Below are 13,210 nucleotides of genomic sequence, written 5' to 3'. Positions count from 1 at the left end.
CCCGGGCGGGCCTGGCACGGCCCTCACCGGCCGGGGCTGAGGAGGACGCCTCCCCCCGCTCCAGTCGCCCGGCAGCGTCTCGCGGGACCGTGCGCGCCCGACCCCCGGCCCGTGCGCCGCCGCGACGGCGGGCACGCGCGTCGGGGAACAAGCCGGCCGTCCGGCGCCGCCCGCGACTGCGCGGGCCCAGCCGCGGTCGTGGGGCGCCGCCCCGGCCCCGCCGGGGCGCCGGGCCGGGGCGCAGGGCCGGACGGGCGCCGCGGCCGGGCCCCCGCCGGAACGGCGGCCTGCGCGGCACCGCGGCGGGGCAGGCGCGCGGCGGCGCGTCACGTACCGTGAAATTGCAGGGCACGCCAGGCGGGGGGCAGTGACAATGGGGACCGTGCGGTATCTGATCCTGGGCGCGACGGAGGCGCGGGACCCCGACGGGGCCCCGCTGCCGCTGGGCGGCACCCGGCTCCGGGCGCTGCTCGCCGCCCTCGCACTCCGCGCCGGGGAGGCCCCCTCGCCCGCCGTGCCCGTCGAGGTGCTGATCGGCGAGGTGTGGGGCGACGCGGACACCCACCCCGCCGACGCGCCCGCCGCGCTCCAGGCGCTGGTCGGCCGCCTGCGCCGGGCCCTCGGCAGGGACGCGGTGCTGTCGCTGCCCGGTGGCTACCGGCTGGACGCCCGTCCGGACGACGTCGACCTGCACCGTTTCGAGCGCCTGGCCCACGAGGGCCGCCGTGCGCTGGAAGGGGACGGCGACGCCGCCGCCGCCGCGCTGCTCCGCGAGGCCCTCGCCCTGTGGCGCGGGCCCGCGCTCGTCGACCTGCCGGACGCGACGTCCGCCGCCGCCCGTACGGAAGCGCTGCGCCGGACCGCCGTACAGCTCCGCATCGCCGCCGACCTGGCCCTCGGCCGGGCCGAGCACGTGCTGCCGGAGATCCGCGAGCTCGCCGCCGCGTCGCCGCTGGACGAGCCGCTGCAGGCCCTGCACCTGCGGGCGCTCCGGGACGCGGGGCGGACGGCCGAAGCGCTGGAGGCGTACGCCACGGTGCGGCGGGACATCGCCGACCGGCTCGGCGTCGACCCGGGCGGGGAACTGCGCGCCCTGCACGCGGAACTGCTGGGAACCGGCCGCTCCCCCCAGGGCACGGGGGACGCCGGGCCGGCCGCGTCCGCGGAGGCGCCGCGGCGGGCCCCGGCGCCGCACGAGGAGCCGCGCCCACGGCAACCGCGGGGCAATCTCCGCGCCCGCCTGACCAGCTTCGTCGGCCGTGAGTCCGACCTCGACACCCTCCGCGCGGACCTGCGGCGCTCCCGGCTGGTGACCCTGACCGGCCCGGGAGGGTCGGGCAAGACCCGGCTGGCCGAGCAGTCGGCGGCCGCGGCCCTCCGCACCCTCGCCGACGACGGCGGCACGCGGCATCCCGACGGCGACCCGTCCCCCGACGGCGCCGACGCCCCGGACGGCGACCCCTATCCGGACGGTGCCTGGCTCGTCGAACTGGCCCCGCTGGACCAGCCCGCCGCCGTCCCCGGAGCCGTGCTCAGCGCGCTCGGACGGCGCGAGACGACGCTGTTCGCCGGCACCCTCGAGGGCAGCCGCACCGCGTCGGGCCACGAGACCCAGCCCGCCGACGCCACCGCCCGGCTGCTCGAACACTGCGCGCACCGCCGCCTGCTGCTCGTCCTCGACAACTGCGAACACGTCGTGGCCGCGGCCGCCGCGCTCGCCGAGACGCTTCTCGCCCACTGCCCCGGCCTGACCGTGCTGGCCACCAGCCGCGAGCCGCTGGGCGTGCCGGGAGAGACCGTACGGCCGGTGGAGCCGCTTCCGCCGGTCCCCGCGCACCGGCTCTTCGCCGAGCGTGGCGCCGACGTACGGCCGGACTTCACGCCGGCCGCCTCCGTGCAGGACCGGGCCGCGGTGGAGGAGATCTGCCGCCGCCTGGACGGGCTGCCGCTCGCCATCGAACTGGCCGCCGCCCGGCTGCGGTCGCTGACGCCACGGCAGATCGCCGACCGGCTGGACGACCGCTTCCGCCTGCTGACCAGCGGCAGCCGTACGGTGCTGCCCCGGCAGCAGACGCTGCGGGCCGTCGTCGACTGGTCCTGGGACCTGCTGGACGCCCGGGAGCGCACGGTCCTGCGACGCATCTCCGTCTTCTCAGGCGGCTGCACCCTCTCCGCCGCCGAGTACGTCTGCGCGGGCGAGGAGGACGTCCCCGTGCCGGAGAGCGCCGTGTACGAGGTGCTGGCCGCGCTCGTGGACAAGTCCATCCTGATCGCCGACCGTCCGCGGTCCGCCGCCCAGACCGGTGTGCGCTACCGCATGCTGGAGACCATCCACGAATACGCCAAGGAGCGGGCGGCCGAGCACCCGGCCGAACGGGCGCGGGCGGCGGCCCGGCACACCGAGCAGATTCTGCGGTTCGTCACCGCCGCCGAACCCCGCCTGCGCTCCGCCGAACAGCTGGCCTGGCTGCCGCGCATCGAGGCCGACCTCGACAACATCCGCGCCGCACTCGACCGCGTGCGGCGCCAGGCCGACGCCGAGGCCGCCACCGCTCTGGTGCGCGGCATGGGCTGGTTCTGGTGGCTGCGCAACTACCGCGACGAGGGCGCCGCCTGGGTGGACCGCGTGCTGGCGCTGCTCCCGGACGAACGGGCGGCGCGCGAGGCGTGGCAGGAGGTCGCGTACCGCGAGTTCCAGCTGCTCCGGTACTTCCTCATGCACGAGCAGTACGGCCAGGAACGCCTGCTCACCGAGGAGTTCCTGCGCGTCGCCCGCGAACTGCTGGAGACCTTCAGCGCACCCACCCCCGAGAGCACCCGGTTCCCCGGCCTGCTGTGGTCGTTCTCCGCGTATCTGGAGGGCGGACCGCAGGCCGTGCTGCCGCTGATGGACGTGAGCGTCGCCAACTGCCGTGCGCTGGCCGGTCCGTGGGAGCTCGGGATCGTGCTCCTCTTCCGGGCGCACCTCCGCTTCGACACCCCCGGCGGATTCGAACGCGCCGCCGCCGACCTCGCCGAGATCGACGCGCTGTCCGGAACGACCGGCGACCGCTGGCTGCTGGGGCAGGTCTGCGGACTCCGCGCCGAGATCGAGACGGCGCGCGGGCACTACGAGCGGGCCCGCGCCGAGTTCGAGACCGCGCTGCGGTACGCGCAGGAACTCGGCGCCTTCCTGGAGATGCCGTTCCTGCTCGCCCGCATCGCCGAGACCTGGTACCGGCAGGGAGACAGCGGACAGGCGGAGAAGATGACGCTGCGCGCCGAGGAGGAGGGCGAACGCCTCGGCGTCGCCGACGCCCGCACATACGCCTCGCTGGTGCGCACCCTGCTGGCCCTGGAGCGCGGCGACGCGGAGCGCGGGCGCGCGCTGTGGGAGCAGACCCGCGCGTACGCCTGCCACGGCTCGCCGCCCGACGTGCTGTCCATCGCCATCGGTTCGCTCGGGGCACGGATCACCTCCCTCGCCGGGAGGGCCCGGCAGGCCCTGGCGGAGGTGGGGGATGCGCTGCGGCTCGTGGAGCGGGGCACCGCCCCCGAGGCGCTGGTGGCCCACGTGCTGCTGGACGCGGCGGTGATCGCCCTGCAGGCCGGTCATCCCGCCGAGGCGCTGCGCCTCGCGGACGCCGGCCGGGCGATGCGCGGCGCACTGCCCGCGAGCGTGCCCGAACGGCGTGAGGACGCGTGGGTGCGGGCGCGGGCCGCCGCGGAGAATGGGGGCGGACCGGGCAGTCCGGCGCTGGAGGTGCACGAGGCCGTACGGCTGCTGGACGCACTCGCCGGCGCGGGCGGCGGCTCCCAGACCCCCGACCACACCACCGCCGTGCCGCGCCCGGCGGGCCGTACGGTCAACGGCAACTGATCCGCGCGTCCGCCCAGTCGGCGAGCAGCAGGCGGTCGGCCGGGCCCTGCGGGCTCACGGGCTGCACCACCAGCCGTACCGTCCGCACCCCGGTCAGCGGTACCCGGACGGGTACCGGAGCCGCGCCGCGCCGGACCGGCTGCGACTGCCACAGGCGTGACCCGTCACCGAACACGGCGAAGCGCACGGCACGGTCGGTGAGCGTGAGCCGGTCGACGCGGGCCAGCGCGTCGTACGAGATGCAGCCGCGGTTGAGGTCGACCGTCACCGACGAGGGGGCGGGGACGCGCACGCCGCCGTAGCGCTGCCACAGCCAACTGCTCGCCCCGGCACGGAAGGTGGGGGCGTCCCCGCGAGGGCCGGGCCGGGCGGCGTCCCAGCCGAGCCGCGCCAGCCGGAAGGTCTCCGGCGCGGGCGGCGGAGACGTCGGAGTCGGGGTGGGCGAGGGGGGAGAGGGCGCCGGAGGCTCGGGGGCGGGCTGGGGCCGCGGTGGACGGGACGACGGCCCGGGATCCGGGCGCGGCGCGGCGGCCGGGGGCTCGGCCCTCGGCCGGTCCACGGGGGCGGCGGGCCGGGGCGGTTCCGGCTCGGGCGCAGGCTGCGGCGAGCGTGGTGGGGGCGACGGGGCGGTGGGGGCGACGGAGGGCTTGGCCTGCGGTGCGGGGGCCGGCTGGTCGTCGGCGATCAGGGTCAGGGCCACGGCCACTCCGGCCGCCGTCACCACGCCCGCCGCGACGCCGATCTTCACGGGTGCGCCCACGCCTTCGGCGACGGCGCCGCCACCCGCTGCGCCCGCGCCCGCCGCGCCGCCGGTCGCCGCGGCGCCCGCGACCGCGCCGCCGCCCGTGAGCAGGCCGAGGGCCTTCGTCCCGCCCGCCGCACCGAACCAGCCCAGGAAGGCCACCGGCACGAGCAGCCTGATCTGCGCGTTGAGGTCCACGACCTCGAGTGCCGCCGCCCGGCAGGCCGCACACGTCTCCAGGTGCCTGCGCAGCCCGCGTTCGGCGCGCATGCGCAGGCCGCCGCGCGCGTAGGCCCCGAGCCGGTCGGCATACGTGGCACATGCGCCGCCGTCTGCGCCGGCCCGGCTCACGTGCGCCTGGAGGTAGGCCTGCTTGAGCTTCTCCCGTGCGCGGTGGGCGAGCACCGCCGTCGCGTTGTCGGAGAGCCCCAGCAGCGGGGCGACGTCCCTGGGCGACTCCTCCTCCACGGTCGTGTGCCACAGCACGGTCTGGTACTTCTCCGGCAGGCTGCGGAACGCCCGCACGGCCATGGTCCGGTCGGCGTCCTGCATCGCCCGCACGTCCGCGCCGAGCGACAACGTGTCCTCGTCCGGCGACGAACCCCCCGGCACGGTGCGCGAGGCTCCGGCCGCCGACTGGGCGAAGGCGGCGAAGTCCTCCACCAGGTGCTCCCGCTTCGCGGTCCGCGCCCACGCCGCGGCCACCCGCCGCACCGAGGTGAGCAGGTACGCGCGCACCGCCGTGTCGGGGCCCGCCCCGGCCCGTACGGCCTGGAGGGTGCGGGCGAACACCTCGTTGGTCAGGTCCTCCGCCGTGTGCGCGTCCCGGCAGCAGGTGTGCGCGTAGCGGCGGACGGCCCCCGCGTGGCGGTGGTAGAGCGTTTCGTACGCGGTGGTGTCCCCGCCCCGCATCCGGCGGAGCAGCGCGGAGTCGGACTCCGCCGGGCTGCCGCCGGACTCGGAACGCCCTGCGCCGCGCCACTCGCGCTGCTGCGGGACGGAACGCCCGGCCGGTCCCCGGCCCGCCGCCGCGCCGTCGGGCCCCGCACCTCCTGCGGTCGCGTGTCCGCCGCCGGGCGGTGCGGAGGGGCCCGGCGGAACGGCGGCGACCGAGCCGCCCTGCCCGGGCACGGGCGGGACCGTGGACTCGCCCGTGCCCTCCCGGCGCAGCTCGCCGTCCGACGGCTGCCCGTCGCCCTCAACGCCCATCCCGCACGCCCCCGAACCGGCTGCTGCCGCGCGAACTCCGGTGATCCGGCACAGCGTGCCACAGCGGATGCCCCCGAGGAGGGCCCGGGAAAGGGCCGTTCACCCTTCCGGGGCATGTTCGACGTCAGTCGCGGGCGCGCAGTCCGTCCAGCAGGATGTCCAGCAGCCGGGCCGAGGCGGCGGTCTGCTGCGCGGGATCCGGCAGGGTGGGCGCCGCCGTGGCTATCACCAGCAGCACGTCGCCGACGGAGACGTCCTCGCGCAGACCGCCCGTGGCGCGGGCGCGCTCGACCAGCTGTCCGACGACGTCGAGGAGTTCCACGCCCAGCGGGTCGGTCTCGTCCGGGCCGAACCCGTCGGGTCCGTCCTCCTCGCGGCCGGCCGGGGCGCCCCCCGCAGGGACCCGCTCGACCAGCCGCAGGTCCGGCTGCCCGGACCGCCCTGCTCTGCCGCCGCCGTGCTCCGGCGCCTCGCGCGGGGACGGCACCAGGGCCCGTCCCTCCGCGGCGTCGCGCGCGGCTCCGGCGCGCAGTATGCGGGGCGGCAGCAGCCGCCCGGCTCCCGAAGCCGCCGACGTCCGCAGGAAGCGGGCGAGCGCCGACCAGGGCTCGTCCTCCTGCCCCAGAGCCGTCTGCGCCTGTTCCGTCAGCCGCGCGGTCTCCTCCTCGGCGATCCGCCGGACCAGCACCTCCTTGCTGGGGAACCGGCGGTAGACCGTCCCCACCCCGACGCGCGCCCGGCGGGCGACGTCCTCCATCGGCGCGCCGTATCCCAGCTCGCCGAAGACCTCACGCGCCGCCCGCAGTACGTGCTCCAGATTGCGCTGGGCGTCCACCCGCAGCGGAGCGGAACGTGAAGAAGAGCCCTGAATCCCCTGAAAACTCATGTATTTCCCCCGGTGATGGTGTCTCCCCCCGGAGACCCCCGCCCCATGTGTGGTCGTGCGCACGGACAACGCACTGGAAGCCGCCCCCGTCCGCTTACGAACATAGTTGAGCCCACGTCAAGAGAGAAGGGGCAATTTTCGTGCGCCGCTTTCACCACCCCGTCCGGCGCGTTCACCACCCTCCCCGCACTCTCCGGACGATCATCGAATATCGCCTCTGAGCTGCGGAGACCCCACCTCACCCGAATGCCGCAAGCAAGCGGAACTTCTGCCTCCATCTGTCACACAATCCGCGCGGACCTGTGGACAAACACGGCGCCCGGGGTGCGTCATGGACGAGTGACGAACGAACCTGAGCGCATTCTCGTCGTCGGCGGCGGATACGTCGGCATGTACACCGCGCTGCGCCTGCAACGGAAACTCAGGCAGCAGCTCCGGAAGGGCGACGTCCAGATCGTCGTGGTCGACCCCGAGCCGTACATGACGTACCAGCCCTTCCTTCCCGAAGCGGCGGCCGGCTCCATCTCGCCGCGGCACGTCGTCGTACCGCTGCGCCGCACCCTGCCCGACTGCCAGGTCGTCGTCGGCGAGGTCAAGACGATCGACCCCGAGGCCCGCGTCGCCACCGTGGAGACCCTCGCCACCGCCGAGGAGGGCTCCGGCCCGATCGAGCTGACCTGGAACGAACTCGTCCTCGCACCCGGATCCGTGTCCCGCACCCTCCCCGTGCCCGGCCTCGCCGAACACGGCATCGGCTTCAAGAACGTCGAAGAGGCCATCGGGCTGCGCAACCACGTCCTGGAGCAGCTCGACATCGCCTCCTCCACGCGCGACCCGGACGTGCGCGACGCCGCGCTCACCTTCGTGTTCGTCGGCGGCGGCTACGCGGGCGTCGAGGCGCTCGCCGAACTGGAGGACATGGCCCGCTACGCCTGCCGCTACTACCACAACCTCAAGCCCGAGGACCTGCGGTTCCTGCTGGTCGAGGCCAGCGACCGGATCCTTCCGGAAGTGGGCGAGGACATGGGCCGGTACGCCCTGCGCGAGCTGCGCGCCCGGAACATCGACGTGCGCCTGGAGACCCGCCTGGAGACCTGCGAGAAGCGCGTCGCGGTGCTCAGCGACGGCTCCCGCCACCCCTCCCGCACGCTCGTGTGGACCGCCGGCGTCAAGCCGCACCCCATCCTCGCCGCGACCGGGCTGCCCCTCAACGACCGCGGGCGGCTGCGCTGCACGGCGCAGCTCCGCGTCGACGGAACCGACCACGTCTGGGCGGCCGGCGACGCCGCCGCCGTCCCCGACCTGGCCGCCGAACGCAACGGCAACGGCGGCGGCCGCAACGCCGACGGCTCCGAGCGGAAGCCCGAGTGCGCCCCCAATGCCCAGCACGCTGTACGCCAGGCCCGGGTACTCGCCGACAACGTCGCGGCCGTCCTCAACGGCGGTGAGGTCGCCGACTACCGCCACGCGTACGCGGGTTCGGTCGCCTCCCTCGGTCTGCACAAGGGAGTCGCCCATGTGTACGGACGCAAGCTGAAGGGCTACCCTGCCTGGTTCATGCACCGTGCGTACCACCTGAGCCGCGTCCCGACCTTCAACCGGAAGGCCCGGGTGCTCGCCGAGTGGACGCTTTCCGGTCTCTTCAAGAGGGAGATCGTCTCGCTCGGTTCACTCGAACATCCCAGGGCGGAGTTCGAACTGGCGGCGGGCACGGGCCGCCACCCCGAGGCGAGCTGAACGGTCCGCACCCGGCGCCACGGCGGGAACGAGCCGCCCGTCCGCGCCCGCCAGGGGTGTCAGTGCGGTGGGTCACACTGGACGTGTGACCATGGGTGAAGGCGGCACCGGCACACAGTGACGACACGTCGGCCGCTGCAAGAACGACGACACCGGCGCTCACCGCGCGACGCGGCGACGCTCAGGACACATGCGAGGATTCGGACGACGTGAATTTCACGCGCTGGAGCGCCCGACTGCCCGGCACCCAGCGGCGCACCGCCGCCGCGCAGGCCGCCAAGGGCACGAAAGTGCGGCAGCCGTCCGGCTCGCAGACCGGCGTCTCCGGCACGGTCCCGGCCGCCCGCGGCGAATCCGGCCGCACCGACGCCGGCCACGGCGAACCGCGCGGCGGTGACGCGGGCCGGGGAGAGCGCCACCGCCCCAAGCAGGGCCGGGCCGGGCGCAGTCGGCGCGGCGGGCCGGACGGCGCGGACCCCGAGCTGCCCGGCGCGATCGAGGCACTCACCGTGCACGACCTTCTCGGGCAGGTCCCGGCACTGGTGGCCGTGGTGCACGGTCCGGACCACCGCGTCGCCTACGTCAACGACGCCTATGCCGAGGTGTTCGGCCCGCGCAGCGGCGGCGAACCCGCCCGCACCGCCCTGCCCGAACTCGACGAGCTCGGACTCCTGCCGCTGATGGACCAGGTCCTGCGCAGCGGCCGCCCTCGTACGGTGAAGTCCCGCCGCGTGGCGCCCGCGCACGGCCCGCGCAGCACCGCCTACTACACCTTCACCTGCACGCCCATCCCCGCGGCCGACGACGGAGGCGTGCTCATCTTCGCCGCCGACGTCACCGACCAGGTGGAGTCCGCCGAGCGGGTCCGCAGCAGTGAGAGACGGCAGCGCGAAGCCGCCGTCACCCTGCAACGCAGCCTGCTCCCGCAGGAACTGGAACAGCCCGACGAACTCCGCGTCGCCGCCACCTACCAGCCGGGCGGGACGGACGCCGCCGTCGGCGGCGACTGGTACGACGTCATCACCCTCGGCGCGGGCCGGACGGCCGTCGTCATCGGCGACGTGATGGGGCGGGGCGTACGGGCCGCCGCCGTCATGGGCCAGCTCCGCACGGCCGTACGGGCCTACGCGCGACTGGACCTGCCGCCGCACGAGGTGCTGCAGCTGCTCGACGGCCTGGCCTCCGAGATCGACGCCAGCCAGATCGCGACCTGCGTCTACGCCGTGCACGACCCCAGCGAGGGCCGGCTGCACTACGCCTCCGCCGGACACCTCCCGATACTGGTCCGCGCGGCCGACGGCTCGGTGCAGTCCGCCAGCGACCCCACCGGTCCGCCGCTGGGCACCGGCGGATGGCTGCACACCTCCGGCTCGCTCGCGCTCGAAGAGGGCGCCACGGCCCTGCTCTACACCGACGGCCTGGTCGAACGCCGCGACGCGGACATCGACGAAGGGCTCGCCGTCCTCGAGCGGGCCTTCGCCGGTGCCACCGGCGCCCCGCAGGTGGTGTGCGACCGGATGCTGCGCGCCCTGCGCATCACCGCCGAACACGACGACGACGTCGCCGTGCTGGTCCTCCAGCACCCCGAACGCACCGGGCACGACGCGGAGCGCTTCCGCGGCGCCTCACTCGACCTGCTCGGCGGTACGGAAGCCGCGCCGCGGGCCCGCGCCTTCGCGTCCGGCGTGCTGAGTTCCTGGCGGTTCTCCACCGAGGTGCAGGACCTGGGAGTGCTGGCCGCGAGCGAACTCGTCGCCAACTCCCTCCAGCACGGCACCCCGCCGATGCGGCTCCGGCTGCGGCGCACCGACCGGCGGCTCATCGTGGAGGTCACGGACGGGGACGACCATCTGCCGCGGCGCCGCCGCGCGGACCCGGTGGACGAGGCGGGACGCGGCATCTCCATCGTCGCCACGGTCGCCTCGTCGTGGGGCTCGCGGCGTACCCAGGGCGGGGGCAAAGCCGTCTGGTGCGAGTTCGCGCTGCCCGCGGGCAGCTGACCGTACGCGCGGCGCGCCCCGCCCCGGATACGGCCGGGGTCAACTCGCGGTGGGCACCACAGCGGGCGCGCCGGCCGGAGGCGTGGCGTGCCCGTCCGTCGTGTCCGCCCCTCGCTGCGCGGAAGGGCCGCCCTTGCGGACGATTCGCGAGCCGCCGGCCACCGACGGGTTGTCCTGCTCCGCGGTGAGGTGCCGCCCCATCCACAGGGCCAGCACCGAGATGCCCAGCGAGCAGAGCACCAGCATCACGATGTACGCGGCGTGCAGGCCCTGCGCGGCCATGAGGCCGCCGACGGCAGGACCGACCGCCACACCGAGCTGTTTCACCAGGGCGAACGCCGAGTTGTACTGCCCGACCATGCGCTGCGGCGCCAGGTCCGCGACCAGCGGAGCGACGGTGGGCGACAGCATCGCCTCGCCGAGCCCGAACAGCGCGTAGGTGGAGATCAGCAGCGCGGTCGCCACCGCCTGGCCCGACGGCACGAGGCCGGAGACGCCGGCCGCCAGCCAGGCCACCGTCCACACCAGACCGACCAGGGCGACGATCCGGCTGCGGCGCCGGCCCTCGGCCAGCCGCAGCACGACGAACTGGGCGACCACGATGACCGAGGTGTTGGCGAAGAGCGCGACGCCCAGGGTGGCCGTCGAGATGCCGGTGACCTCGACCGCGTACGCGGCCAGGCCGGACTCGAACTGCCCGTAGCAGGTGAAGAACAGCACGAAGCCCATGACGCAGAGCAGCAGCATCGCCCGGTGCGACAGCATCTGCCGCCACCCGCCGCCGGGCCGGTCCGCCTCCGTGGTGGACATCCCCGTGCTGGCACCGCCCGGCTTCGGCAGCCGCACGGTCCGCAGCACGCCGCCGAGCACCAGGTACATCACGGCCTCGATCGAGAACAGCAGGGTGAACGACGAGGGCTGGTGCTCGTCGACGATCTGCCCGCCCAGCAGCCCTCCGAGGCCCAGGCCCAGATTGAGCAGGAGGAACTGGGTCGCGAAGGCCCGCGAACGGGTGGCCGTGGTCGAAGACCAGACGATCATGGTCGCCAGCGCGGGCTGGATGACGGCGATGCCACCGCCCATCAGCGCCGCGGCGGCCAGGACGGACGGCGCGGTGTCGGACACACCCACCCCGAGCGCACCCACGGAGGTCGCGCCCACACCGGCCAGCGCCACCGGCAGCGGCCCGCGCTGGTCGATGACCCGCCCCACCAGGGGCAGAACCAGCAGCGCAGCGGCGGCGAAGGCGGCGAGCACGGCGCCGGCCGTACCGGAACCGAGCGCGCGTACCTGAGCCACATAGAGGAACAGGTACGGCACGGTGAAGCCGCTGCCGAACGCCGACAGTGCGTTGCCGAGCTGGATGCGGCGCAGGTTCGCGCCCTTCTCGAGAGTCACACTCACCTTCCCAGGCAGGTCGAAGCCCGTGCCCGCAGCGGGGACACGACCGCGACACGAAGGACGCGGTGCGGCTCCCGGACGTGCGGGTGGGCTTCGAGGACGACTAGTTCAGAGCTAAAGTTCGAAGCTAAACACTACATCTCGCAGGTCTTCGACGCTAATCGGTTTCGTGCGATACTCGACACCATGCCGCCGGACAGTCAGCCGCCCCTCGACGAGCAGATCGCCATCTACCAGCGCGAGTTCCGCGACCTCGACCCCCAGGTCGAGAAGGTGGTCAACGCGCTCTCCCGACTGGACCGGCGCATGAGCGTGGCCTACGGGCGGCAGCTCGGCACCCTCGGGCTGGGCAGCGCCGAGTGGGAGGTGCTCAAGGAGCTGGTCATGGCCGGCGACCCCTACCAGCTCTGGCCCGGCACGATCGCCAAACGTCTCGGCCTCACCGCGGCGGCCATGACCCACCGCATCGACCGCATGCTCACCGCCGGGCTCGTCACGCGCGAGCGCGACGAGGAGAACCGCACCCGCGTCATCATCGGACTGACCGACCTGGGCCGGGAGAAGTGGCTGGAGGTCATGCGCAGCGCCTCCGTCTTCGAGGAGGAACTGCTCCAGGACCTCTCTCCTGCCGAACGCGCCGTGCTCGGCGAGCTCCTGACCCGTCTGTTGCGCCGGGTCGAGGACGCGCAGCCGGACGCGAGCGGCCGCCTGACGGACCTGGAGTGAAGCGCGCACGCGCCCCGCCGAGGGCGTTTGACACGGACCACCCGGGTGCGTAATGTTCATCGGGTTGCCACGGGGACCCCTGGTCCTCCGGGTAACCGATTCCGTCGTCGTATGACGGCACCCACTACTCAGTGTGATCTCCCATCGGGAGCGATTTCGGCATGCCGGAATTTCTTTCGAAAGGCTCGATTTGGAGCCGGCGGGTAAATCCTCTAACGTGGTGGACACGCCGCAAGGCGAAAAGCAGGACCCAGCAGTACCCCGCCGACAGGGGGTCAGATCGGGAAAGAAGATCTGATAGAGTCGGAAACACCGAAGGGAAGCGCCCGGAGGAGCCTGTGAAAGGGTTCCGATGGAAGCGTCCGTTCCTTGAGAACTCAACAGCGTGCCAAAAGTCAACGCCAGATATGTTGATACCCCGTCCCCCTGTTTTGTGGGGGCGTGGTTCCTTTGAAACACAACAGCGAGGACGCTGTGGATCGTCGGGTTATTCCTCCGGCGGTTCCGCTCTCGTGATGTGTCGACCCGGATATCCGGGAAGCATTCACGGAGAGTTTGATCCTGGCTCAGGACGAACGCTGGCGGCGTGCTTAACACATGCAAGTCGAACGATGAAGCCGCTTCGGTGGTGGATTAGTGGCGAACGGGTG

At 74.2% G+C, this 13,210-nt stretch carries 7 protein-coding genes and 1 rRNA gene; 5 read left to right on the top strand and 3 right to left on the bottom strand.

Going from position 1 to position 13,210, the window contains the following annotated elements:
- The first annotated feature begins 373 nt into the window (after positions 1-373).
- The gene (locus tag K304_RS29510; protein WP_486591707.1) at positions 374-3,859 is read left to right on the top strand and encodes an AfsR/SARP family transcriptional regulator; all 3,486 of its coding nucleotides are present in this window, start codon (positions 374-376) and stop codon (positions 3,857-3,859) included.
- Here K304_RS29510 and K304_RS0117285 read toward each other — a convergent pair.
- Entirely contained in the window at positions 3,846-5,810 is a 1,965-nt protein-coding gene (locus tag K304_RS0117285; protein ID WP_027764792.1) for a sigma-70 family RNA polymerase sigma factor, read from the bottom strand. The genes K304_RS29510 and K304_RS0117285 overlap by 14 nt on opposite strands.
- A gap of 124 nt (positions 5,811-5,934) precedes the next feature.
- Positions 5,935-6,696 (bottom strand): TetR/AcrR family transcriptional regulator, encoded by a 762-nt coding sequence (locus K304_RS0117280; RefSeq protein ID WP_051308551.1) that lies wholly within the window; start codon positions 6,694-6,696, stop codon positions 5,935-5,937.
- Positions 6,697-7,035: 339 nt separating this feature from the next.
- Here K304_RS0117280 and K304_RS0117275 point away from each other — a divergent pair, with 339 nt between their 5' ends.
- Positions 7,036-8,433, top strand: a complete 1,398-nt coding sequence (locus K304_RS0117275; protein WP_037790833.1) for an FAD-dependent oxidoreductase — start codon at positions 7,036-7,038, stop codon at positions 8,431-8,433.
- A 209-nt stretch (positions 8,434-8,642) separates the two neighbouring features.
- Positions 8,643-10,433, top strand: coding sequence for a SpoIIE family protein phosphatase (locus tag K304_RS0117270; protein ID WP_027764789.1), 1,791 nt, complete (start codon positions 8,643-8,645; stop codon positions 10,431-10,433).
- 39 nt (positions 10,434-10,472) lie between these two features.
- On the opposite strand, the gene K304_RS29505 is transcribed toward K304_RS0117270, so the two are convergent.
- On the bottom strand, positions 10,473-11,831 hold the full coding sequence (locus K304_RS29505; RefSeq protein ID WP_051308550.1) for an MFS transporter: 1,359 nt from the start codon (positions 11,829-11,831) through the stop codon (positions 10,473-10,475).
- Between the two features lie 189 nt (positions 11,832-12,020).
- Here K304_RS29505 and K304_RS0117260 point away from each other — a divergent pair, with 189 nt between their 5' ends.
- Together K304_RS0117260 and K304_RS0117255 are read left to right on the top strand one after the other, a co-directional pair.
- The gene (locus tag K304_RS0117260) at positions 12,021-12,560 is read left to right on the top strand and encodes a MarR family transcriptional regulator (RefSeq protein WP_037790831.1); all 540 of its coding nucleotides are present in this window, start codon (positions 12,021-12,023) and stop codon (positions 12,558-12,560) included.
- Between the two features lie 543 nt (positions 12,561-13,103).
- Positions 13,104-13,210, top strand: a 16S ribosomal RNA gene (locus K304_RS0117255); the annotation flags it as partial.

The organism is Streptomyces sp. CNS606 (assembly GCF_000426325.1).
This window is presented reverse-complemented; position numbering and strand designations above follow the sequence as displayed.